Origin of the sequence: Dysgonomonas sp. UBA7630 (genome assembly GCF_002483985.1) — a bacterium.
GTDB lineage: Bacteria > Bacteroidota > Bacteroidia > Bacteroidales > Dysgonomonadaceae > Dysgonomonas.
In genome coordinates this window covers 20944-46762 of record NZ_DLIY01000015.1, presented here as the reverse complement: position 1 = coordinate 46762, position 25819 = coordinate 20944, and the positions used below count along the sequence as shown (strand labels likewise).

The 25819-nt window shown below is 37.2% G+C and carries 24 protein-coding genes and 1 pseudogene; 4 read left to right on the top strand and 21 right to left on the bottom strand.

The genetic code is table 11. The annotated features are described in order from the left end of the window. Nucleotide 1: 1 nt before the first annotated feature. Nucleotides 2-511, top strand: coding sequence for a threonine/serine exporter family protein (locus B3P17_RS05650; RefSeq protein ID WP_006842391.1), 510 nt, complete (start codon nt 2-4; stop codon nt 509-511). A 27-nt stretch (nt 512-538) separates the two neighbouring features. Here B3P17_RS05650 and B3P17_RS05645 read toward each other — a convergent pair whose 3' ends face one another. From B3P17_RS05645 to B3P17_RS05590, 12 genes are all read right to left on the bottom strand, one after another. Beyond that, nucleotides 539-1381 (bottom strand): metal ABC transporter permease, encoded by an 843-nt coding sequence (locus tag B3P17_RS05645; RefSeq protein WP_252637683.1) that lies wholly within the window; start codon nt 1379-1381, stop codon nt 539-541. Nucleotides 1382-1517: 136 nt separating this feature from the next. After that, a complete protein-coding gene (gene metH / locus B3P17_RS05640; protein WP_252637682.1) occupies nt 1518-5210 on the bottom strand; it encodes a methionine synthase in 3693 nt (1230 codons plus the stop codon). A 4-nt stretch (nt 5211-5214) separates the two neighbouring features. Then, nucleotides 5215-6561, bottom strand: coding sequence for a DUF3329 domain-containing protein (locus B3P17_RS05635; protein WP_291104279.1), 1347 nt, complete (start codon nt 6559-6561; stop codon nt 5215-5217). A 38-nt stretch (nt 6562-6599) separates the two neighbouring features. Next, nucleotides 6600-7052 carry an SsrA-binding protein gene (gene smpB / locus B3P17_RS05630; RefSeq protein ID WP_006842387.1) on the bottom strand — a complete coding sequence of 151 codons (453 nt, stop codon included), beginning with the start codon at nt 7050-7052 and terminating at the stop codon, nt 6600-6602. A gap of 217 nt (nt 7053-7269) precedes the next feature. Further along, complete coding sequence (gene dnaA / locus B3P17_RS05625; RefSeq protein ID WP_252637680.1) at nt 7270-8673, bottom strand: chromosomal replication initiator protein DnaA; 1404 nt, start codon at nt 8671-8673, stop codon at nt 7270-7272. 322 nt (nt 8674-8995) lie between these two features. Beyond that, a complete protein-coding gene (locus B3P17_RS05620; RefSeq protein WP_135103784.1) occupies nt 8996-9883 on the bottom strand; it encodes an MlaD family protein in 888 nt (295 codons plus the stop codon). Between the two features lie 38 nt (nt 9884-9921). Continuing rightward, nucleotides 9922-11091, bottom strand: coding sequence for an N-acetylmuramoyl-L-alanine amidase family protein (locus tag B3P17_RS05615; RefSeq protein WP_252637679.1), 1170 nt, complete (start codon nt 11089-11091; stop codon nt 9922-9924). A 24-nt stretch (nt 11092-11115) separates the two neighbouring features. After that, a complete protein-coding gene (locus B3P17_RS05610; protein ID WP_006842383.1) occupies nt 11116-12123 on the bottom strand; it encodes a 2-hydroxyacid dehydrogenase in 1008 nt (335 codons plus the stop codon). A 252-nt stretch (nt 12124-12375) separates the two neighbouring features. Beyond that, entirely contained in the window at nt 12376-13905 is a 1530-nt protein-coding gene (rny, locus tag B3P17_RS05605) for a ribonuclease Y (protein ID WP_006842382.1), read from the bottom strand. 115 nt (nt 13906-14020) lie between these two features. After that, on the bottom strand, nt 14021-14326 hold the full coding sequence (locus B3P17_RS05600) for a cell division protein ZapA (RefSeq protein WP_006842381.1): 306 nt from the start codon (nt 14324-14326) through the stop codon (nt 14021-14023). Between the two features lie 15 nt (nt 14327-14341). Beyond that, nucleotides 14342-14638, bottom strand: a complete 297-nt coding sequence (locus B3P17_RS05595) for a hypothetical protein (RefSeq protein ID WP_135103781.1) — start codon at nt 14636-14638, stop codon at nt 14342-14344. 160 nt (nt 14639-14798) lie between these two features. Next, entirely contained in the window at nt 14799-14996 is a 198-nt protein-coding gene (locus tag B3P17_RS05590) for a winged helix-turn-helix domain-containing protein (protein ID WP_006842379.1), read from the bottom strand. 188 nt (nt 14997-15184) lie between these two features. On the opposite strand from B3P17_RS05590, the pseudogene B3P17_RS05585 reads away from it, so the two are divergent. Continuing rightward, a pseudogene (locus B3P17_RS05585) lies at nt 15185-15760 on the top strand (RNA polymerase sigma factor). Beyond that, complete coding sequence (locus B3P17_RS05580) at nt 15757-16575, top strand: hypothetical protein (protein ID WP_252637677.1); 819 nt, start codon at nt 15757-15759, stop codon at nt 16573-16575. Before B3P17_RS05585 ends, B3P17_RS05580 begins: the two are co-directional and overlap by 4 nt. On the opposite strand, the gene trmD is transcribed toward B3P17_RS05580, so the two are convergent. The 6 genes from trmD to B3P17_RS05550 all read right to left on the bottom strand — a co-directional run bounded on the left by trmD (nt 16572) and on the right by B3P17_RS05550 (nt 22869). After that, nucleotides 16572-17255, bottom strand: coding sequence for a tRNA (guanosine(37)-N1)-methyltransferase TrmD (gene trmD, locus B3P17_RS05575; protein ID WP_252637676.1), 684 nt, complete (start codon nt 17253-17255; stop codon nt 16572-16574). The two genes, B3P17_RS05580 and trmD, sit on opposite strands and share 4 nt — an antisense overlap. Before the next feature lie 421 nt (nt 17256-17676). Then, nucleotides 17677-18588 (bottom strand): EamA family transporter, encoded by a 912-nt coding sequence (locus tag B3P17_RS05570; protein WP_252637675.1) that lies wholly within the window; start codon nt 18586-18588, stop codon nt 17677-17679. Between the two features lie 234 nt (nt 18589-18822). Further along, a complete protein-coding gene (locus B3P17_RS05565) occupies nt 18823-19587 on the bottom strand; it encodes an SDR family oxidoreductase (protein WP_252637674.1) in 765 nt (254 codons plus the stop codon). 6 nt (nt 19588-19593) lie between these two features. Beyond that, nucleotides 19594-20868, bottom strand: a complete 1275-nt coding sequence (locus B3P17_RS05560) for a DUF4468 domain-containing protein (protein WP_252637673.1) — start codon at nt 20866-20868, stop codon at nt 19594-19596. A 134-nt stretch (nt 20869-21002) separates the two neighbouring features. Then, nucleotides 21003-21896 (bottom strand): DUF3078 domain-containing protein, encoded by an 894-nt coding sequence (locus tag B3P17_RS05555; RefSeq protein ID WP_393925031.1) that lies wholly within the window; start codon nt 21894-21896, stop codon nt 21003-21005. A gap of 34 nt (nt 21897-21930) precedes the next feature. After that, entirely contained in the window at nt 21931-22869 is a 939-nt protein-coding gene (locus tag B3P17_RS05550) for a glucosaminidase domain-containing protein (protein WP_291104269.1), read from the bottom strand. A gap of 35 nt (nt 22870-22904) precedes the next feature. Between B3P17_RS05550 and B3P17_RS05545 the strand changes: the two genes are divergently transcribed. Beyond that, nucleotides 22905-23387 (top strand): cytidine deaminase, encoded by a 483-nt coding sequence (locus tag B3P17_RS05545; protein WP_252637671.1) that lies wholly within the window; start codon nt 22905-22907, stop codon nt 23385-23387. Between the two features lies 1 nt (nt 23388). Here B3P17_RS05545 and B3P17_RS05540 read toward each other — a convergent pair whose 3' ends face one another. The 3 genes from B3P17_RS05540 to B3P17_RS05530 all read right to left on the bottom strand — a co-directional run bounded on the left by B3P17_RS05540 (nt 23389) and on the right by B3P17_RS05530 (nt 25744). Beyond that, a complete protein-coding gene (locus B3P17_RS05540; protein WP_291104265.1) occupies nt 23389-24087 on the bottom strand; it encodes a M48 family metallopeptidase in 699 nt (232 codons plus the stop codon). A gap of 62 nt (nt 24088-24149) precedes the next feature. Further along, entirely contained in the window at nt 24150-24908 is a 759-nt protein-coding gene (locus B3P17_RS05535) for a uroporphyrinogen-III synthase (RefSeq protein ID WP_252637669.1), read from the bottom strand. Next, nucleotides 24905-25744, bottom strand: a complete 840-nt coding sequence (locus tag B3P17_RS05530) for a DUF4271 domain-containing protein (protein WP_252637668.1) — start codon at nt 25742-25744, stop codon at nt 24905-24907. The genes B3P17_RS05535 and B3P17_RS05530 overlap by 4 nt, the downstream gene beginning before the upstream one ends. Nucleotides 25745-25819 lie beyond the last annotated feature (75 nt).

Below are 25819 nucleotides of genomic sequence, written 5' to 3'. Positions count from 1 at the left end.
AATGGAAGAACTTACTATTATAAATATACTACGCGACTTTGGCATTGCATTCATCGTCGGCTTCTGTTGGGCTATATTATTTGGTTCACCTAAACGTTTGTTATGGGTAGCCGGCCTGCTGGGAGGAATGGGGCATTGTATCCGTTTTATTTTGGTTCAGCTCGATTTCGGGTTAATAACCGCAACTCTGGCTGGGTCTGTGCTGATAGGGCTGATAGGCATTTTTGCGGCACATAAGGTAGACAGTCCACCTGTTGTATTTACAATGCCGGCATGCATTACGATGATACCGGGTATGTTTGCTTATAAAACAATGCTTGCCGGAATAAAGGTTACAGATCTAACAATTGTAGAACAGAATCCTCGCATACTTATAGAGATGTCACACAATCTTATGCTGACAATGTCTCTTTTATTCACCTTGGCAATAGGAATATGTATCAGTGCGCTGCTTTTCCGAAAATCCAGTGTAAAAAATATATCTCTGAAAGATATAATAGGAAAGGGCTGATACTCTAGTTTACTTTACTATCTGTCATCAGTTCCTCTCTAAAGAACCGATCAATTGTTTCTTATGTATTAATTTGACTATCCATCTGGATACAAGAAATACTATTATCTGTGTGAAAATAATAAATACGCCGGAAGGCACATCCAAAACAGCAGAAAGAAACAATCCGACCAAACAGCCTACGAACCCTATAAGAATGGACAGCGAAATCATCTTCACAAAATTAGAAGTGAATAGATTAGCTGTCATCTGAGGAACCGTCAATATAGACATAAGTAAAACAATTCCAACCAAACGGATAGACAAAACGATTGTTATTGCGATACCCATCATCATCGCATACTTAATCAGATTGACAGGAAGATTGCGCGTCTTTGCAAAATCAGAATCAAATGCTGCAAAAAGTATTTGTCGCCCAAAAAGTAAAAAAACAATGATGAGCACCAAGGATAAAACAGCCAGATATAAAATATCCGGTTTTGTTATAGTTAAAATATTTCCAAAGAGATAATCGGAAAGGTTGGGTGCAAACCCGGGCTTAAGATAGATAAAAATAATACCAACAGCCATCCCTAAAGACCAGAATGAGCCAATAGCAGAATCTTCTCTAACTCCCTGCCTTGAAGAAAGCCACTCAATACCAAATGCCGACAGTATAGAAAAAATCATTGCCGACAGAATTGGATTCCACCCAAAATAAAAGCCCATTCCTATACCTCCGAGCGAAGCATGTGTTATCCCTCCACTAATAAAAACTAATCTGCGGATAACAACATACGATCCTATAATTCCACATGCAATAGAGGCAAAAAGACTACCTAGAAGAGCATTCTGAAAAAAGCTATAGGATAGAAGATCAAAAAATTCCATTGTGATAATATTATTTTTTCTGAATCATATATCTCCGGAATGGGGAATAATCATCATTTCTATTTTCCAGAAAAGTGACAAAAGTAACACTTTATTGAAGGTTTCTTATTTACCTGTTTTGTCACTTATTTTATATTTATATCAGATTCGCACTTAAAAATTTGCGAATAACCTCTGCGTCCTCACCTCTTCTTTCAACATAGGATTCCATCTGATCATCAAGAATATTTCCAATATTAAAATATTTCGATTTAGGATGAGATATGATTATTCCACTTACCGAAGCATTGGGTAACATAACGCCATTTTCGGTAAGTTCTACTCCTATTTCTTTCGATTGTAGCAGGTCATTATTCAACAAAAAGTTGATAGACTGATCGGGAATAGACGGATAGCCTACTGCTGGACGAATACCCTGATATTTAAGAGTAAACATATCATTTACGGAAATATTTTCTTCGGCAGCAAAGCCCCAATACTCTCTTCTTATTTTTGCGTGCAACCACTCAGTTGTAGCTTCTGCCAACCGGTCTAACACTGATTTTAGTAATAGAACTTTGTATTCGTCACCCTGCTGCTCGAATTCGCTCATCAATTCATTCGAGCCTACTCCGGCAGTTACTGTAAAACCTCCTACATAGTCCTTCTTAACAGATGATTTAGGTGCAACAAAATCGCAAAGAGACAAATATTCTCCTCTGTCATTCTTTTTTTGCTGACGCAACATCGGAAAACAGACATCATTGATGTAGAGACATTCATTTTCGCTATATGCCTCAAAAACACCAAAAACAGCATTGATATACTCCACTTTCTCAAATATCAATTGATCTAACAATGCCTTCGCATCTTTATAAAGCTGCATACCTTCGCTTGCTTTTTCTCGTTCGTGCTCGGGAAAAGAATTCAGCCATGTCGTACGACACGAAGAACAATCATCAATATGCTGCACGGATGCATAACGGGCTGACAAATTCCATGAATGGAAGAAGAACTTCCAATCCACATACGGAACTATCTCATCCACCGGTATACGCTTCAAAACCTGTCGCCCTTTTACTTTCGGCTCGGGTGTTTTATATTCAGACCAGTCTATTAGCATTCCTTTATCTAAAACTTCAGACAGAGGTAACAGATCTGCCTTTTTATCTCCGGCATTATCTCTTAATTGAGAATATTCCTGTTTTACTTCATTTATATAATTTTCTTTTGTATTCGGATTTATTAATTTACTTACAGCAGCAGGAGCCTGAGACGCATCTTTGACATAAACTACTGATCCATTATTATACTTAGGATCTATCTTTATTGCGGTATGCAGTTTAGATGTAGTTGCACCGCCAATCATCAATGGAATAGAGAATCCTGCCTTTTCCATCTCGTGAGCAACAATACTCATTTCTTCCAGCGATGGGGTAATCAGTCCGCTTAAGCAAAGAATATCCGGCTGTTCTTCCTTCACTTTTTGGATAATAACTTCAGGAGGAGTCATAACCCCTAAGTCTATAACTTCATAGTTGTTACAAGCAAGAATTATAGCTACAATGTTTTTACCGATATCATGAACATCACCCTTCACAGTCGCAATAACAAGCTTTCCGGCTTTATTGCTCCCTGCCGAAGATGATTTCTGCGCTTCCAGTGTTGGTTGAAGAATAGCCACGGCACGCTTCATTGTACGAGCTGTTTTCACCACTTGCGGCAAAAACATCTTACCCGAGCCAAACAGGTCACCTACCTTGTTCATACCGTCCATCAGAGGCTTATCGATTATATCCACAGCTTTAGGATACACTCTAAGGGCTTCTTCCAAGTCTTCTTCCAAGTGATCGCTAATACCCTTTATTAATGAATATTGGATACGTTCATCGAGCGGGAACGATCTCCACTCTTCCACTTTTTGTTCAGTCTGCCCGTTCTTTTCATTTTTAATGCGTTCTGCATATTCGATAAGTTCGTCAGTAGCTTCCGGTCTACGGTTAAAGATCACATCTTCTACCAGATTTTTAAGTTCGAGTGGAATATCATCATACACCACTGATTGCCCCGGATTAACAATTCCCATATCCATACCCCTCTGAATAGCATAATAGAGGAATACGGCATGCATCGCTTCACGAACATAGTCGTTGCCTCGGAAAGAGAAAGATAAATTACTTACCCCTCCACTAATTTTTGCATGCGGAAGGTTTTTCTTTATCCATGTAATAGTTTCTAGGAAATCAACAGCATAGTTACGGTGTTCTTCTATACCGGTAGCTATAGCCAAAATATTAGGGTCGAATATTATATCAAGCGGATCGAATCCGTCATTTATCAACAATTTGTATGCTCTCTCACAGATTTCGATTCTACGGGAGAATGTATCAGCTTGTCCTGTTTCATCAAAAGCCATTATGATAACAGCTGCACCATATTGTCTGACAAGACGAGCATGATGAAGAAATTCCTCTTCCCCTCCCTTCAGGGATATAGAATTTACAATAGCCTTTCCTTGTACACATTTTAGACCGGCTTCCAACACTTCCCACTTCGAGGAGTCGATCATCACAGGAATGCGTGACACATCAGGATCGGAGGCCATCAGGTTGAGGAAAGTTGTCATTTCTTTTACACCATCAAGCAGTCCTTCATCCATATTCACGTCGAGTACCTGTGCTCCATCTTCTACCTGCTTATGAGCAATAGTTAGAGCCTCTTCATATTTCTCTTCTTTTATCAGACGAAGAAACTTGCGAGAACCTGCTACGTTGAGACGTTCCCCTATATTGATAAAATTAATTTCAGGCTTAGCCTCTAGCAACTCCAAACCTGAGAGCCACATATATTTTGGCTTCTCAGCTGGTTTGTGAGGTTTTGCATCCTTCACCAAATCAGCATACTTTGCTATATGTTCGGGTGTCGTACCACAACAGCCACCAATAATGTTTACCAATCCTTCTCCGATGAATTCGCTGATCTGCTCAGCCATAATATCAGGTGTCTGGTCATATTCTCCAAACTGGTTTGGCAACCCCGCATTTGGATATGCTGAGATAAAACTTGGAGCCATTCGAGCCAATTCTTTTAGAAATGGTTTCATATCTGATGCTCCAAAAGAACAATTAAGCCCGACCGAAAGATAGTCTATATGATTGACCGATGCCAAAAATCCTCCTATTGTTTGCCCTGATAATGTACGCCCTGCTTTATCTGATAAAGTCACAGATATCATTATCGGCAACTCAATATTTCGTTCTTTGCGAACCTCTTCGGCAGCGAATAAGGCAGCCTTTGCATTTAGCGTATCAAATATCGTTTCTATAAGCAATAGATCGACACCACCATCCGCAAGCCCCTCTATCTGTTCCTTATAAGCAGAAGACAAGTCGTCAAAAGTAACAGCACGATAAATCGGGTTTTCAACCTTAGGACTCATTGATGCCGTTTTGTTAGTCGGCCCAATAGAACCCGCAACAAAACGAGGCTTATCCGGATTCAGGTTTGTATAATCTATAGCAGCTTTTTTTGCAATCTTCGCTGCCTCTCTGTTTATTTCTTTTGCCAGATGCGACATGTTATAGTCCTCTAGGGATATAGCTGTTGCATTGAATGTATTCGTTTCAATAATATCAGCTCCCGCATCCAGATATTTTCGATGAATTTCTTCTATTATATCGGGGCGTGTGAGATTAAGCAGATCATTATTCCCTTTTTGTAATATTGCACTATCACGAAAACGCTCGCCTCTGAAATCCTCTTCTTTCAATTTATACTGTTGAATAAGGCTTCCCATAGCACCATCAAGGATAAGTATCCTCTCTTTCAATATATCTTGTATCTTTTGCATCAATTTATTTATTTTCTACATCAAAAATTTTAACTGAGTTTACACCCATATAATTTCCATACGCATTCTGCATCCACACAATCGAATCTAAAGGAATATCTCCCGTTTTGGGACGTACCAATATAGATTCGGATGCACTAAAACGTCCGTATATTATAATATCTTTTATTCCTTTTTGTTTTTCAGCAAGCACAATCCGATCTCTTTCTGCCCATATTTCGTGTATTCGTTTAAAGTCTTCGAGACTTAGCCAATAAGAATAAACAAAGACTAAAAAAGCAACTCCAATGATTGAGTATAAAAACTTCTTTATCACAGAAATGGAAAAATCCAGATTGGCATATAGCAACCCTGTAGCAATAAACAGGAATATCAGTATAGCAAACCACACCCGGGTAGGGAAAGTAGGTGCACCGGTCATAGCCAACGTTCCCACACCTGCTGTAACGGCAAATAACAGAGACAGAAACAATGTCTTCTTATTACTTTCTTTCTTTTTGAATTTGAAATATAAAAATAAAGAAATTAGATATATAACCGTTGGAATAAGTGCATACCATGTAGATATTTTCAAAATACTTGTAAACCTATAAACATAAAACATGTATATAGGTTCAGTGCCTCCCGAATTCAGGTTGCTAAGTTCTCCTGCATTTCTTATATAATTACCTGGCGCTAAGAGCATAAAAGCACACCCTACAATAGCTCCTACAAGCCCTAATATCATCCATTTGTGTAGCGTTTGCTTTTCCTTTTTCGCTAATATAATTAAGCATACAACGAAAAATATCATTGCCACAGCCATATTCTCATTTGTCCATCCGGCGATAATACCAAGCAAAAATATTGCACAGGTTTTTATCCAACTATCCTTAGACTTTCCTGTAAGGTAAGCAGAGCAATAGAAAGATAGAAACAACAAGATAAGTAAGGTTCCCCACATATAATTTGCACTCCCCGTAATCCAAAAAACATTTTCGATCAATGCAGGCGTAAGAAACCATATCAACAGATTTATTCCAACAAAAAGTGACAAATTACTCTTGTTTCCCTTATTTGCTATATAATAGATTGTTAAAATTAATACTATATACCCAATGCTATTGATGATATCACCCCAGAAAACACCTGCAGCAAGCATAAACTGAGCTATTGCATGAACAACTGAACGTCCTCCCCACTTGAAATAATGAACATATTGATACGGAATAATGTCAGAAAAGCCAACTCTATTGCCTTCGGCTGTCATACTGTATGTCCAGTCATCAAGCGTTATAGGGAAATAATGATTCAGTCCATAAATACCGAAGAACAGTAATATGGAAGCAAGAACAATGTATTTTTGCTCCAATAAAATCCTTTTAAATCCCTGTGACATTCCCTATACAATTAATGCTTCATAGCACGATCCATAGCACGTTTATCGTCTTTCTCGCGTAGCGACTGACGTTTATCATATTGTTTTTTACCTCGTGCTACAGCTATATTTACCTTAGCTAAACCCCGTTCATTTAAGAAAATACGGGTAGGTACGATCGTATATCCTGTTTCTTTTACCAATCGCTGTATTTTTTTCAGCTCTTTCTTATTCAACAAAAGTTTGCGATCACTACGTGCAGCATGATTGTTATACGAACCATAAAAATATTCTGCAATGTACATATTACGTACCCACAGCTCATTCTTTTCGAACATACAAAATGTATCCACCAGACTGGCTTTACCAAGGCGAATAGATTTTATTTCTGTTCCTGTAAGCACAATGCCGGCAGTATATGTTTCGATAAATTCATAATCAAAACTTGCACGTTTATTCTTTATATTTATGTTTGATTGATTCATAATTATATAAGCATTCTTATCCAAACTTACAAAAATACTAAATATTAGGCTTAAGTATCTATTTCAACCTGAATATTCTTAGTTGATGCATTCAGAACAAGATAATCTCAAGCGTTGATTATGAAAAAAGAAGAATTTTGATATTGTAAAGCTAGTTTGCGGACACATAATTTTGCGGAGAAAAAAGTGGCGAAGAAAAAAGGTTGAATTCTCAAATTCAACCTTTTAATTTCTTTTCTATTTCAGCAACTTCCTCTCGGAACGTTTTATCTACTTCCATTTGCTCCCGTACTGTCCTACATGCATGGAGTACCGTCGCATGGTTTTTCTTACCTATCAAGGAACCAATCTGAGCAAGAGACATTTCCGTATAGCTCTTAGAAAGATACATCGCTACCTGCCTTGCTTGCACAATCTGACGTTTCCTTGAAGCCGTATGAATAAGTTCGCTCTTGATATTGTAGAAATCACAAACAGCAGATTCTATTGTATTAATTGTGATTTTCTTTGCTTCTATCTTCTTTATTGCCTGACCAATAACTCGTCTGGCTAAAGGTAAATCTATCTCTTTGTTATATACCAAAGAGTGAGCCATAATAGAAACAATGATACCCTCTAAGTCACGAGCATTATCTGTTACATTTTCAGCTATATAATCTACTACATCCTCAGGAATAGACAATCCATCGTGTAATATCTTATTCTGAAGGATTTTCAATCTTAACAGCTTGTCCGGATTATCAACTTTAGTAGTTAATCCCCATCTAAAGCGAGTCAGCAATCGTTCTTCAACACCGTGTAGCTCCGAAGGAGACTTATCGCAAGTGAGAATAAGCTGCTTATTGTTTTGATGTAAATGATTGAATATATGAAATAATGTATTCTGCGTTTTCTCTATTCCGGCCAATTCGTGAATATCATCTATAATAAGGACATCTATGCCCTGATAGAAATTGATAAAATCATTGGTCGTATTGTATCGTCCCGCATCTGCATATTGTACTTTAAACAAATGAGCAGATACATACAATACACGTTTCTCCGGATATTGTTCCTTAATGCTATTTCCTATTGCATGACACAAATGCGTTTTACCCACACCTGATGTTCCATGAACAAACAAAGGATTGAAGGCTGTCTTCCCTGGATTTCTTGTTATAGTTTCTCCTGCGGTACGAGCCAGCTTGTTACTTTCCCCTTCAAAAAAGTTATCGAATGTATATTTATTATTCAGTTGCGAATCGAAATCATCCGCTACTACTTTTTGGAATGGATTAGGTACTTTGTTTGTATTCTTTCCTAGTACAATCTTATCTGTAGAAGATTTTGCATCGCCACGATAGTCTACTAATGTATTCGTAGTATTTTCCATAAGTATGCGATATTGCAATATCGTATCGCTACCTATTTCTCTATATAATGTGGCTTTGAGCAAATCAATGAACTTGTCTTCTAAATATTCGTAAAAGAATTGGCTGGGAACTTGTATCGTAAACACCCTGTTTTCGTACGAGAGTGGGACAATAGGCAGAAACCATGTCTTGAAAGCGGCCTCAGTTACATTATCCTGAAAAACCTTCAAACAATTTGACCATAATTTCTGAGCTGACACTTGTTCCATTTACGTTATTTAATATGAATTTGAATATTTATTAATTGCTTCCGAATGTAAATTTCTAAAATATTTTCAATAAAAAAAAGTGGGTATAAATTTGGAATTCCTCGCAAGCAAGCATCTCGTTTAATATCAACCACTTATAGAGCTTTAACCCAATCAGAGGGGAAGTACCTTCAAAAGCCTATCTAAATCAAGACCTTAGTAGCCAATAATGAAATGTAACAAAATTTTAACAATTCCGAAATATCTCTCAGAAAGCATTCGTGTTACACCTTTACAAAAAATAATGTTTTTTGCTTATTTAGAACAATTCTAAACAATGGTCTTAAAACACCTTGACATTAATATAACGGGAAGGGTTTTCTTTTACATCTTTAAGAAGCAGAGATGCGTTACTCATGGTATTGACAATACTATCATAGAGTTGTCTATCATTCAGCAACAGACCAATAGATCCGTCTTTCGAATTCATTTTTGCTGAAAGATTTTCTAAGCTTTTCACGGTTGCATCAACAGACTTATAAGTAGAAGCCAAATCAATTTGGTTGAATTGTTTCGACATAGTAGCAAAATCGGTTGAAGCCTGGCTAAGGTTTCCGGTAATTGTAGGCACATCTTTATTTAATGCTGCCATCATTACATTCAGCTGTTTTGTTGTTTTAGCTAAATCTCCTGTTATTTGATTCACATCAGACAAAGATTGAGATAAAGCAGGGTTATTGACCAGTACATTTATACCGGTCAAAATAGAATCTATCTTCGGCATGAGATTCTGTATTTGAGGGATCATCCCCCCTGCAGCATCCAGCATGCCCTTATTTCGAATGCCAATTATAGTGTCCGAAGGAGAAATAAACTCTGTCTTATTATCGCTTTCTTTAACAATTATTGTGGCAGAGCCCAACATAGATACATCTAATATCATTTTACTACCTTTAGGTAGTTGCACTCCTTTGTTCATATCCAAATAAGTAATGATACGATTTCCGTGTTCTGTATCCAATTTCATAGAAGATACCAAACCGATCGGATAACCGTTTAGAGTTACCGGTGTAGCCTGTGTTAATCCGGCAACATCGTCAAAAACTACCATATACGAATTAGATGGCCTGAACAAGTTAATTCCTTTCAAGAAACTGATTCCGTAATACAATATAAATATTGCAATTACAAAAGCCATGCCTATTTTTACTTCTTTAGATATTTTACCCATAATGTATCTCTATTGTATGTTAGTTAATCCGGTGCTTATTACTTTATACGCTTCCCATTCTTCATTCTTATAACAAATGCATCTTTAAATTTCAACCTTACCTGATTCTGTATCTTTGTTATTTCATTAAAATTGGTAGTAGAACCGTATGTATATCTATACACACTACCATCTTTATAAAAAGACACGGGAGACAATCCCTTCAGAGCCGGTGAATTTCCAGATAACTTGCGAGGCGATACAAGAAACTGCACTCTATATTCTATTTGATCTTTTTCTATTTTTTTACTTGATGACGCAGTATTGTTTCTTACTTTTTCAGAAACTGACACTTGAGGTATCCTGTCTTCATTCTGATCGTTCTTAACTGCTATCGTTTCTTCTTCTACATCATCAAAACTAATATCTTCTACTTCTGTAGATTCTACAACTAATTTCCCTTGTTTTTTATCAAAGTCACGTTTGTATTTTCTAAAACCGGAGTAGATAGCTGTAGCCATCGACTGTTGTCCTGACTTTGTTGATAAAAACTGTGCCTCCGATTGATTATTTATAAAACCTAGCTCAATCAATACACTCGGAGCACTTGTTTTTCTTAACACCAAAAATCCGGCCTGACGAACTCCTCTATCCACCCGCTTTGCTACATTCCTAAAATCAGACTGAACAAAAGAAGCAAATTGTAGACTTTGCTCCATAAAGGTGTTCGTCATGAATTCAAAAATAATATACGATTCGGGCGAATTCGGATCAAAGCCCTCATATTTGGTTTTGTAATTATCTTCTAATAATATCACAGAATTTTCCCGTTTGGCAACTTGTAGGTTTTCTTCACTACGAGCCAACCCTAGAATATAAGTATCAGCGCCCGATACTGTAGTTGACTTTGCTGCTGTAGAATTGGTATGAACCGAGATAAATAAATTAGCTTTAGCCTTATTTGCTATATCAGCTCTTTTATCAAGATCTACAAAAACATCTGATTTTCGAGTATATACAACTTTTACATCTTTATGATTTCGCTCTATCAATTGGCCTAAAGCTAAGACAACTCCAAGATTTATATCTTTCTCTTTATATCCACCTCTGGTTGCCCCGGTATCTTTTCCTCCGTGCCCGGCATCAATTACTACAACAAATCTTGAGCCTATTGCATAAGTTACATTTGCAATAAAGAGTAAAAAAAGAAGACTCAAAACTTTGTTCATAAGGAAATTAATCGGTGTATAAAGTTACGCTTTATAAACTACTTGGTTTTTAAGTTCTTTGCCTGCAAAGAAATCAGAAATACTATTCATTGTAGTATTTGCGATATTCTCCATCGCCTCCTGAGTAAAGAATGCCTGATGCGAAGTTACTATCACATTGTTAAAAGACAAAAGTCGAGCCAATACATCATCTGTCATCACAGCATCAGAGTGGTCTTCGTAGAAGTATGCTCCTTCTTCTTCATATACATCTAACCCGGCATAGCCAATCTTTCGGCTTAACAATCCATCAATCAAATGTCTTGTATGAATCAACTTTCCTCTACCTGTATTAACAATCATCACGCCGTCTTTCATTTTCTTGATAGACTCATCGCAAATAAGATACTCTGTTTCTTTTGTCAATGGACAATGTAAAGTAATTATATTAGAATTGGCATATAGCTCATCCAAAGTAACATATTTAATACCTTCTGCTTCGGCGAAAGCATTATCAGGATATAGATCATAAGCCAGCACATTCATTCCTAAACCTTTGAACAAACCTATAGCGACCTTACCAATCTTGCCTGTACCGATTACACCGACAGTCTTTCCGTACATATCAAAACCTTCGAACCCGACAAGAGAAAAGTTTCCGTCGCGTGTTCGTAAAAAAGCACGGTGGACTTTGCGGTTAAGGCAAAGCATCAAAGCCAAAGTATGTTCAGCAATAGCATGCGGAGAATAATCGGGTACACGTACTACTTTTACTCCATGCTTTTCAGCAGCCAAAATATCTACATTATTGAAACCGGCACAACGTAATGCTATCAGATTAATTCCATATGATTTCAATTTTGCTACAACGTCTGAATCAACGACAGCATTAACAAAAATACATACAGCATCTGCACCGTTAGCCAGCACAACATTATTTATATCGAGATGTTCTTTGTGATATGTTAGTTCGAATCCATATTTTTCATTTACTCTATCAAAAGTAACTCTGTCATATGGTTTTGCATCAAAAACTGCGATTTTGTACGCCATTATTTTATTTTTTTAATTCTTATAACACTAAGTTACAAAAGTAAACAAAATAACTTTTATCCTCAAAACTATCATTGAGCTATTTGTTTTACAGTATTACATTTAAAATATTTTTCACATATACCCCACTCATTAGTCAATCCTGCTATACAATCAGAAAGTATATATAACTAGCCCGTGACCCCGTAAGTCTCTAAAAACAACAAAGGGAGCGAAAAAGCTCCCTTCATTTATAATCTTAAGTCTAATTTATTATTTAGCGTAACTTACTGCACGGGTTTCACGAATGACAGTGATTTTCACTTGTCCCGGATAAGTCATCTCATCCTGAATACGTTTAGCGATATCTGCAGACAGTTTTTCAGTTTCCACATCATCAATCTTATCTGCTCCAACTATAACTCTCAACTCACGACCAGCCTGAATAGCATAAGTTTTCAATACGCCCGGATACGAAAGAGCTAATTGCTCCAGATCATTCAAACGTTTGATATAAGCCTCAACAATTTCGCGACGAGCACCCGGACGAGCACCGGATATCGCATCACAAACCTGCACGATCGGTGCCAATAAGCTTGTCATTTCCACTTCATCGTGGTGAGATCCTATCGCGTTACAAACGTCGGCTTTTTCTTTATATTTTTCAGCCAACTTCATACCAAGCAAAGCGTGTGGAAGTTCCGGTTCATCATCTGGAACTTTACCTATATCGTGTAATAATCCGGCTCTCTTTGCTTTTTTAACATTCAGTCCTAGCTCGGATGCCATAATCGCACAAAGATTAGCAGTTTCACGAGCATGCTGCAACAGGTTCTGTCCATAAGATGAACGATACTTCATCTTACCAACTAAGCGTATCAACTCTGGGTGTAAACCGTGTATACCTAAGTCAATAGTCGTACGTTTTCCTGTTTCTATTATTTCTTCTTCTATTTGCTTTCTCACTTTGGCTACAACCTCCTCAATACGTGCCGGGTGAATACGTCCGTCTGCAACCAACTGGTGCAAAGCCAAACGTGCAACCTCACGTCTCACTGGATCAAATCCTGAAAGGACAATTGCTTCGGGAGTATCATCTACTACGATTTCAATCCCTGTAGCAGCCTCTAATGCACGAATATTACGTCCTTCACGTCCGATTATACGACCTTTTATTTCGTCAGACTCTATATGGAATACTGTTATGGCATTTTCAATTGCAGTCTCTGTTGCCACACGCTGAATAGATTGGATAACAATCTTCTTCGCTTCTTTATTGGCTGTCATTTTAGCCTCTTCCATTATCTCACTGATATAAGACTGAGCATGAGACTGAGCCTCATCTTTCAAAGCTTCTACCAGTTTTTCCTTCACTTCTTCTGCCGACAATCCCGACAACGCCTCAAGCCTTTCCACCTCTTGTTTGTGAAGCTTATCCAGATCTTGCTTTTTCTTATCTATCACCTCTAATTGAGCCTCTAGATTAGTTTTGATTGTATCTACCTCGCTACGCTTGCGTTGAAGCTCTTCCTGCTTTTGGGTCAAACTTAATTCTCTTTGCTTAATTTTAGCTTCAGCAGCTTGTAGTTTCGAGTTCCTACTATTCACTTGCTTTTCAAATTCAGACTTCATCTGTAAAGCCTGCTCTTTTACTTCAAGTAGTTTATTTTTCTTGATCACCTCTGCTTCTTGTTCCGCCTCTTTTACTTGACGTTTGAATTTTGAATTCGCCATAAAATTCAAAACCACCCAAGTCAGTATTGCTCCAACAAGAAAGGTAATTCCATACAATAATATATCCATATTCTATTTTTCTTTGATAAAAACTTATATTCAATAAACAAAAAAAACACCAACCCAAATATGAAACTTATCTCATATCTGAAATTAGTGCTTTATATATCATCAATTTAAAACTTTACTTTACCTGCGCTTTCAAATATTCATCCAGTTCATTTGTCAAACTCTGGATTCTATGCTCGAAAGTTTCGGCTCGCAGTTGATGTTCAACTTTCTCTGCCACTGCCTGAATTGATGTCATTGCCATATAGTCGACATCCCTCAACGGCTGAGTAGAAACTCCTGTAAAATAATTTTTATATTGTACTAACTTATAATCTATTTCATCTGCAGCTCTACGATAAACTTCCTCATCTCTACGTTTTATACGAAGAGGGTATCTCATATCAGCCACTCGTAGATTAATAATTAAATGCTCATCCATAACATCATTTTTAGTTTACGCTTTCAGCATGGTGATACATTTATCTACATCTCGCACTAATTTCGACAACCGTTTTTTAGCATTCATCCTCTCCTCTGGGTCTGCTGATGAAAAAGATTTTGCAAACTTCAAATTGTCATATTTAGCATTTAACGCATCCAACTTTAATGATAATGCTTCTATCGCTGTTTCTTTTTGCTTCAATTCCTGCTTCATCTGTGCATTTTCCTCTTTAAGCATATCACAGAGATACATTAACTGCCTCATTCTTATCTCAAACTCGGCAAGAAGTTTTTCATCATTTTCAGTCATATAATAGCCAAAATGCTACACAAAAATAGATAATACCAACGAATTAACAAAATTATTACGCTCCTTAATTATTGAAAAATACATTATAAGGAAAAAAAACAAAGAGGGGCACTTACTATACGTAATAAGTACCCCTCTTTTGTAAGCTTGTTTAGGTCTTTCAAAGCAAAACGACTTGCAAGTCGTCCTTTAATTCGTTAAACGCAATTTTCCCTTCTCTGGCTAACCAGCCAAGAGCTGCATACATGTCTTTTTCTGTAAGTTTGCAGGCTTTCTTGATTTCCTTTAAAGATTTACTACCTTCCGCATCAAGATAAGTCCAAATGATTCCTGCATTTGTTCCAATTTTTTCTTTCATAATGGGTGTAAGTTAAAAAATTAAACTCATCATTAATTATCACTTACAAAAATACATAAAATTAACTACCCCAACAATTTAATATTACATTTATTAGCAAATAGATAATATTATGACAAAGTAGTTAAAGGGATCATTTATTTGGATTTTAACCAAATTCTTGTAGTTTTGTGATAAAAATAATTGCCTTGCGTTTTTTTAGTCTGCATAAGAGAAAGGAGTATAGTGACGAAGAGCTTTTGTCACTTTTTAAGGATACGAGTAAAGCTGAATACTTCCAACAGCTTTACGAACGCTACATACCTCTCATCTATGGGTTGTGCCTGAAGTATCTGCAAAACACAGAACAATCGCAAGACGCTGTAATAGATATTTTTGAGAATCTTTCACAGAAAATACAGGGCTATGAAATAAAGATTTTCAAGAACTGGCTGTATAGTGTTGTTAAAAATCACTGTTTTCACATTTTAAAAGAAAATAAAAGAGAAATTATAGTAAATTTCGACTCTCAACTTATGGAATCTGAACCTATTTTGGATCTATTAAGCGAGAATGCGAATGAAGATAAAGAAGATGCATTGAACTAATGCTTGGAGCAGCTTCCCGAGCCTCAGCGCATATCTGTGGAGAAGTTCTTCTACGAAGACAAATCCTATGCTGAGATTGTGGATGAAACTGGATTTCATCTGAAGAGTGTAAAAAGCTATATACAAAACGGAAAAAGGAATTTAAAAATCTGCATTGAGAAAAACCTGAAAGAATGAATTTTTTAGATTACATAAAAGGACAAAGGAAAGGCGTTGATGCTCATCGGATCGAAAAAGATTCGATGAAAGATCCGTTTATGTATGAGGCAATAGAAGGTTTCGACAGTATCGACGATGATCACTTGGCAAGTATCAACAATATACACGAACGCCTGAATGCCAAAACAAAAACAATCAAGAAACATCATCCTATATGGCAAAGTATAGCGGCGGCAGCTGTTGTAATTTTTGCTATAGTCGGATATATGATTATCGGATACCATGAGTCTAACGACCTACAGGCACAAGATAAAGGCTTTAGCTCTATTATCAACATATACGTGCCTGAAGAATACTATGTAGAGAATATAGTTGTAATAGCAAAACATAATACCGAAGCAACCAAAACATATAAGCCCAACATAAGCAAGTTCAGATTAGACAAAGAGGAGTCTATCAATACCGAAGCTCTGACTGTACTATCCGAGCAAGAGGACAATGGCATGATAGAGGTTTATGCACCCGAGAACTTCAGAGACGAAGCAAATACTTCTCTTACGACAAAGAAGGGGAAACCTGAGCCAATAGGTGGATATGACAGATATAATGCTTACTTAAAAACGGCAATGCGCCGACCTACCGACGATTCGTGCAAAGACAGGAAAGGTAAAGTAGCCATTGAATTCTCGGTTGACGAACAAGGACGCCCATATCTATTTGAAGTAAAACAAAGTCTTTGCGGAACTTGTGACAATGAAGCCATTCGCCTGATACAAAACGGAGCCAAATGGACTACTGGTACTGAGCGTGTTATGGTGAGGGTAATGTTCTAATCTTTCTTTTCGAGCAAATCAGGGCGCAAACGTTCGGTGCGCTCCATAGCTTGCTGCAAGCGCCATTCATCCACCTTAGCCTGATGACCCGACAACAAAATATCAGGTACACGCCAACCCTTATATTCTGCAGGACGTGTATAAACAGGAGGAGCCAGTAAATTATCCTGAAAAGAATCGGACAAAGCCGATTGCTCATCTCCTATTGCGCCGGGTAAAAGTCGAACAATGGCATCAGCCATCACAGCAGCAGCCAATTCTCCTCCCGTAAGAACATAATCACCTATAGATATTTCACGGGTTATCAGATGTTCGCGCACGCGATAGTCGATACCTTTGTAATGCCCACACAGGATAATTATATTGTTATACGACGACATTTGGTTTGCTATTTTCTGATCAAATACTTCTCCATCCGGTGAAGTATAGATCACTTCATCGTAAATTCGCTGTTCCTTTAATGCTGAGATAGCATTATCGATCGGTTCTATCTGCATTACCATGCCTGCTTCGCCTCCGAAAGGATAATCATCCACACGTCGATGTTTGTTCGTTGTATAATCACGAAGATTGTGAACAACTATCTCTACTAAGCTTTTGTCTTGAGCTCTCTTAAGAATAGAACAATCCAAAAGACCTGTAAACATTTCAGGCAAAACACTTATTATATCTATGCGCATACTTATAGTAAAATGAATTGCAAAGGTAGAGTTTTCTTTCAATTAATAAATAAGAGCCCGGGATATAACTAAAAAGGTGACAAACACGCAAAACAACACAACACAGACAATCAATACATTACAAACAAAAGGTGACAAAAGTGACACTTTTTAAGTTGTTTTTATTTGTCACTTTTTCTTCTTTCGAAGAAGTCAATAATAATGAATACTATACGTTGTTCTCATGCTTTAGGAACGAAGCAAGAAACTCCGTATTACTCTTTTTACTCTGAGGTTAAAAAGAATAGATGGGAACGAATGCGAGAACAATTCGTTTTTATGAACTAATAAATCAAAGAGCGTTTATAATAGATAATCTTTTTCATATAAATTATAAGCTCTCATTATTACTTTTCTTCCTATACCGTAGTTTAAATTACACTCAACCGCTTATTCCTTTTGTTCTAATATTTGTAGCCACTATAGCCGACAAAATGAGGGCTACTCCTAGCCAGCGAAGTGCATCTACCGATTCTTGCAATATAAATGCCGAAGATGATATTGCGACAGGCAACTCGACAGCACTAAGGATTGCACCTATAGAGACACCCACACGGGGCATACCCATCGAAAAGAAAAGAGGAGGAACCACCGTACCCAACAGAGCCAACGCCAGCCCCCAAAAGACCAATCCACCAAAATATATACCATTAAAGAAGAATAATGGAGGAAAAATTATCCATGTAATAACACACGATCCAGTAATCATCAACGCACTCTTTTTCAGTACAGGCAGATCGTTACCTACACGTCCACTTGTCATCAAGAAAATAGCATAACTAGTGGCCGCCAGCAACCCGAAAATGACTCCTTTCAGGTTCAACATGATCTCCTGACTAAATATTCCACCGGCAAGCAGTGTCCCTATCAAAACAATACCAAGTAGAAGCAATTGCTTACGTCCGGGTTTCTTCCCGAAAACGACAGCTTCTATCAGCATACTTATCCACAGATATTGCATCAGCAATATAATAGCGACCGATGCAGGCAATAGTTTCACACATTGGTAATAGAATATACCAACCAGCCCCGTAAAGGTTCCGGCAACGACTATTTTCCACCATTTAGTATTAGGTTGAGTATTATAAATCGTTTCTTTTTTATCACCTTTCTTTACCGATTTGGAAATGAAATACAATAGCCATAAAATGACCATTCCCGAGAAAGATTGCGTTCCTGTGATTTCGCCGAGTGTGTAACCTTCGGCATATGCAAATTTTACGATAGTGGAAAGTAGTCCGAAGCTTGCCGCTCCAATAAACACTAACAATCCGCCTTTTATTCTTTGATCCATTATTTATGTTAAGTTCTAAATCATTATACCTCAGAGGTAAGCACAAAAAAAAGGAATACCCTTTTTCGGATACCCCCTCCATTTACATTTTCGTTCGCATACAACAAATTCAAGAATTATTATATACGCTTTGGTACTGCAAAATTACAATATTTTTTTCTTCATGCAAAACACGTTGGAAAGTTTATATATTTCTTTACAACAAGAAACTACGCCTTTTATGCTCTACTCTTCCTATTTCTCCTTTTTATGGAACATATTCCCTGTAGCCTGTGCCGTAGGCATCACCAGCATATCCTGAATATCCACATGCGGAGGTTGTGATATGGCAAAATAAACAGATTCCGCAATATCGTCGGCAACCAGATTCTCATAACCTGTATATACCTGATCGGCACGACCTTTATCGCCTTTGAAGCGAACTAATGAGAATTCCGTTTCTACAGCTCCGGGACAAATCTGAGTTACTCGAATATTATAAGGTAGCAAATCCATACGCATACCCTGATGCAATGCATTCACTGCATACTTAGTCGCACAATATACAGCACCATTCGGATAAACTGCCTTCCCGGCAATAGACCCTATATTGATTATATGCCCTGAGCAACGTTCTACCATAGCCGGAGTAACCACCCGAGTAACATATAACAAACCTTTGACATTTGTATCTATCATTCTTTCCCAGTCGTCAACTTCACCTTTGTAAATTGGGTCTAACCCTACAGCAAGCCCCGCATTATTGACAAGGACATCGATATTTTTCCATTTTTCAGGAAGGTTGCCCAAAGCAGCCTCTACCTCATTATATTTTCTTACATCAAAGCATAGAGGGAGAACCGTAGAACCATAGTTTATGCTTATTTCTTTATCCAGTTCTTCTAATTTATCCTTTCTTCGTCCGGTAATAATAAGGTTGTACCCTTCCTTGCCCAGCCGCAAAGCGATTGCTTTGCCCAAACCGGATGTAGCACCGGTTATTAATGCTATTTTTTTCATTTGAGTTTATTTAATCCAAACATTCAATATTTCACCGATATACATTTTATGATATCCGCTTTTACTCCAATCTTTATTCGGTAAAGATTTATCAACTACAGCTTCGGGCGTAATTGGCTGCGCTACTATTTTCTTACATTCAAAGATCATCCAAGCTTCAGCAAATGCCGTAGCACCTGATGGAGTTTTGATAGGTGTCAACCCCGATCCTTTTATTTTATCTGTAGTACGACCACTTACCGAACCGCAATACCGCAAAGCATCTTTATACGCTTCAGTGTAAAACGATATTGTATAGGTCTCACCTTTATCCATTGTTTGTACCGAGTAGCGTGAAGGATTGAGGAAACAGAATGAGACCGGCTTTTCCCAGAAAGCACCAAGTCCGCCCCACGAGGCAGTCATCACATTCATTTGATCGGCTGTACCCGAAGTGATCAATGTCCAATCTCCTAACAGTTTAATAATATTGCCCGGTATTTTATCGGGAGTTATCTGCCTGAATCCATTCATTGTAGCAACCGCACCTCCGGCAATCGTTTGCGAGGCATTATTAGATGTTATCGGAATCGATGCAGCAACCTGAACAGGATCGGTTATAGATTGAGCGACTACAGGCACTTCTACCGGACTTTCTTTTTGAGGTACTGCAGGAGCTGAATATGTTTTCGCCTCTGCTTGCAGTGAGGTTGTTGCACCTGTTGTATTAATACCGTTCAGATAAATGTCTATAGATTTGTATATGCTGTTTACAGAATCTACAGTATGCATTCTGAATTTATCATAATAGCGATTTAGTTTATCTCCTTTTTTGTTGAGCGCTATTTTGTCAGAGATCATCTCCTCAGCCGGAAGCAGTTTCTTACTATCAGAATAGCTATATTTTATATTCCTCAACGTTACTTCGCATGCTCCATCTTTCGTTTCCAAAATCAACTGATAAATCATCTTAGCTCGATCAAGCACAAGAGAACTTCGCTTAAACTCAAGATATTTCTCTCCAAAACATGCGATCATTTTATCATCAGCCTTACTTAGCAGAACCCGATTATTCAAATCTTTCTCATCAGTCTGTACATTATCATAGTTGTTTATTGTCCATTTTTGCATCAATGAAAAAAGCTGTTCGTCGGAGATTTGCCCCTTTACAGGTATCTTCTTCGAAAAAACAATCTTACCGTCCACTTCGGGGACAGCTCCTACTAGATATTTCGGGTTGTCTTGTGCACTTACTACCAACGAGAACACTGCACATAAAAAAAACAGAAGACTATTTTTCATTTTATCAGAGTTATTATGTTATATACCATAAAAGTAGTATAATTTCAGAAACAAGACAATAGAATATTAAAACAAAAAAAATGGTATCGACCGATTACTGTTGATACCATTTTCGTCTATATTTATTATTTTCTTTAGAAATTATATGCAACGCCTATACCTAGCATTTCTTTGAACTGCACCTTCGGTCCTTTTTTTATTTCTGTACCGTCATCTGCTTTTTCTATAATCTTCACGTCATCGTCGTATTTGAGTGTTGTATTGATCGATGCCGACAAGAATTTATTAATCTTCATACTGAGCAGTAAGTCCCAGTTAACATCAACGTTACCAAATGATTTGTCGTACGCTGTAAAAAGATCCATAGTAGTTATCATCTGTACATTTTCCATTATTTTCTTTTGGACACGAGCTTTCACATATGTACCTAATTGGGCTTTAAACTTATCGCCCGGATCAACGCCAAAAGCACCTATACTAGACAGGTAGTCATCTTGTACAAATGTTAGTTTTCCGGCAAGAGGAGAAAAGTAAACCGAGTAGCTCTCATTAGGACGATACTCTAAACCCAATGAGATATTAGAATATGCGGGAGCAAAGAATTTTGAGATATAATATTCCTTATTCGGATAATTATATCCTTTATAAAACTGAGTTTTAAGGTCACCCATAATTGTATAATACCACTTATTGTTGGTAGAATATCCGAGCTGTGTTGTAAAATCGATCTTATCACTTACCTTCTGAGTTCCCTGTGTTTCGGTTCTGGTCAAGCCATAATCAAGAGCCAAAGCATTTGACCAAAGCCAATTTCCGCTTTTGCGATTCAATGTTCCATTGAGATAGAGATTTCCGGCGAAGGAACTCTCACCACCTGCAGACCAATTACTAAGAGAAGTTTGTGATAGATTGAATCCGGTAACACCTTTTAGGTTCCATTTGCCGTCTTCCAATTTGTTCTTGTCGTCCTGAGCTTTAACCGACATAAATGAGCCCGCAATAATAAATGCGATAAGTAAATATTTCATCATAAAAATTTAAATATTGTGTATATCGAAGCTGTTATCTTAATTTTAAGACATCTCCTTCGGTAGGAACATATTCAAAATCTTTTTTGTTCATTTTGTACAAGTTTTTCACCTTGATGCCATACAGCTGGGAAATACTATACATAGACTCTCCCACCTGAACTTCGTGCTCATAATATGGTTTATCGGCTTTCGATTTTTTCTTCTCAAAATAGACCAAATCACCTGCCTTTAAAGGAAAGCCTTCGGGTACTTCATTGTATTTATACAAATCTTTTGGCTTAAAATCAAATTCGCCCGCAATACCCTCGTACGTATCACCGGCCTCTGCTATCACATAAACCAAATTATGTGTTTTATAAGGAATATGACGATATTCCTTATTTCTTACCTGAGTTTCTTCTATTTCTCTTATCTTCTCTTTGGAGAATCCTCTTTTATCGTGTTGGTAAAGTTCATAATCTTCAATTAGCTTTATCAGTTTGTTCGCATAAGCTTTATCAGTTGCATACCCTGCTTGCTGCAATTCTTTTGCCCATCCTCTATAATCAGTAATTTCCAAAGCAAACAGGCTTTTATATCGTGGTTTATCGGCTAGAAATCTCGAATGATCTTCAAATGAATCTTCAGCTCTTTTATATTTCCTGAAACAATCATTCGGGGTATCATCCGCTTGATAGACCTTTCCTCCTGTCCAATCGTTGTGACACTTAATACCAAAGTGATTATTCGAATTTTTAGTCAAAGCACTTTTACCCGCACCTGATTCTAACAACCCCTGAGCGAGCGTTATACTTGCCGGAATTTTATATTTTCTCATGTGATCTACAGCTATGCCTTTGTAAGTCTCAATATACTCTTCGTATATCTTGTATCGTTTTGCCTGAGAATAGGCGGATGTAGTAGACAGAAAAACAAGTACAGAAAGGATAATAAATTTGAGAGATATATCCGAGCTATTTGCTTTTTTCATATATTTAGAAGTATTTTATTTGTAACAGTAATAAAATGGAAAATTTAAATTTAACAACAAAGATACTCGTTTACACCTTTGAAGAGGCTACCGAAAGTATAAAAAAACTTATAATAGAGGCTAAAGCGGTTGCGGAAAAAGCATATGCGCCCTACTCAGGCTTTCATGTAGGAGCGGCAGTTCTTCTTTCCAATGGAAAAATTGTTACGGGCAACAATCAGGAAAATGCGGCTTACCCTTCAGGGTTATGTGCCGAACGGGTTGCTATGTTTTATGCAAACGCACAATATCCGGAGGCTTCGGTGGAAGCGATTGCGGTGGCAGCTTGTCATGACGGAGCCTTTACAGCAAACCCTTGTAGCCCGTGTGGCGGTTGCAGACAAGTTTTGCTAGAAACAGAGAACAGATACAATTCTCCAATGAGAGTAATATTGTATGGCGAAAGTAAAATCTATGAATTAAAATCTGCCAAAACACTTCTTCCTGTAGGATTTGGAAAGGAATCGCTAGACGACTAATTTATAACATTGTTTTATGGTCTTTTAAAGCCTTTGTCAACTCTTTTGCTTTATCATCCGATACTTTATCCAGCAATTGCCAAAAACGTTCTCCATGATTCATTTCTACCGTATGGCATAGTTCGTGTAAGATTACAAAATCCACAAGGTATTCAGGTAAGAGCATACAGTAAAACGACAGGTTTATTGTCTTCTTTGATGAACAGCTTCCCCATCGGGTACGACTTTTATTAATCTTTACTTCGGTATATTTAAAACCGTACCTTTCTGCAAACAATTTTACTTTTGCCGGAAAGAGCCTGTTTGCCTCATAGCGAAGAGCTTTTTCTACAAAGCTTTTTATTGTCGATTGAACCGTTGAGTCATTGTAGTCTGTACCAGCCGGACATGAGATGGATAGCACCCCTTCTTTCAGACTCATATAATAATTTTTGGTCGATGTTCCGGTAATCAGCTTCAAGGTAAAACTAAAGGTCTTAAATTCTATATCGGGAGTGAAAAGTATGCGGGTAGTTTGTTTTTCTACTAACAACATCAGACGAGGCTTCATATCACGAATGGTCTTCTCTACAAAAGACATACTTACTGATGGTGGATATGTAAGTTGCAGATAACCATCTTTTTTTCGAACGATTATCCTCTTGGCTCTTGCATTCTTAACAAGCCTTATTTCTCCCAGAACTTTATCTACAATAACCATCAGAAATGATATAAAAAAAGCTTAACCCAAAAGTTAAGCTTTATATTTTATTTGCTTCAAACCTATTTGGCTTTATGATTTTCCTTTATAAACGCTTCTAATGCAGCCGTCATAGATGGCATACCGGGAAGCGGAGCTTCACAATCAAGCCTCAAGCCCGCATCGCGAACAGCTTTTGCTGTAGCGGTACCAAAACAGCCAATAGCCCTCTCTCCTTGTTCGAAATTAGGCACGTTCTTAAATAAAGAAACAATACCGGCCGGAGTAAAAAATATCATCATATCGTAAGATAATATCTCAGACTCGGTTATTTCATTACTCACAGTTCTGTACATAACTGATTTTGTGTAATCAACTTTTTTCTCGTCCAATACTGCCGTAAGGTCTTCTGTATGTACATCCGAGACAGGTACAATAAATTTTTCTTTGTTATGTTTTGTTAAAGCTGTTGCCAGACCATCCATCTTACCTGTTGCACTAAAGAATATCTTACGCTTTCTGTAAACAATATATTTTTGCAGATACAAAGCGACTGCTTCTGATATACAAAAATATTTCATTGTTTCGGGCATTGTTACTCTAAGTTCCTCACAGAGAGAGAAGAAATGATCTATTGCAATCCTTGCTGTAAAAACGACTGCTGTATAATCTTGTATATTAATACGCTGTTGCCTAAACTCCTTTACGTCAATTCCATCTACACGAATAAACGGACGAAAATCCATTTGCACATGATATTTCTCGGCAATATCAAAGTAAGGCGATTTCTCTGTTGTCGGAGCAGGTTGAGAGATTAATATCTTCTTTACTTTCAAGGTCATAATAGTGTGTTAAATACGTCGGTTCTATATAATTGAATCAATCCTATCGCTAAATACACATAAGGTAATATTTCAAAGGTGCAAAGGTAGGCAATCAAATACAAAAAGTTAAATTTTTGACCAATAAAAAAGACTATTATTTGATAAAAAAGTGTTATTTGAACAATTAAGAAGAGTATTAATATAAGTATTAATATCTCAGTATGATAAAAATTAGAATAAATCAAGAGCAACGTAGGCAAAAAATATAGTATCCCCAGCACCTCGATAGACACCATATGCATTCTTCGCCACGAATTCATCGCTTTCTTCTGATTAAAGATATAACCTATCAGTTTGTAAATAAAATCTTTAATTCCAAAAAACAAAGCTATGGCGACGATAAATGTGACAATAGTCAGAAAAGCCTTACTATTGCTTTGCACAGAAGATTCATACTCTACAAAAACATCATAAATACATATTGCAGACAAAACAACAGATTGAAAAATAAGGATATAACTATATATCATTTCCCTAGAAGTCGTCTGATTATGTATCCTCGAAGCCTTTACAGGAGTAAAGAGGTAGGAAATACTTTCTTTCAAGAAAGATAACCCGCCACTATATATATATGTAAAAAGAAATAAGCATAAAAGCAACAGGCAGAAAATTCCATCTACTTGTTCCAGATTGAAAGGCAGAAGATCGCCGGAATATCTTACAACATCGCGAATGCTATCCTGATGAGCAGAATATAATTGTTTGTTAGTCATATTCACAATCTCACCTTCTACAGGATTTAATGAAAAACGATGAATATAGACAGTATCCTGCAACAAGACACTATCTTTCATTACACCTATGTATGGTACTGTATCGTTAATCAAAGCTCTTATATACTTGAAAGCACATACTTGCTCTATTGCAGA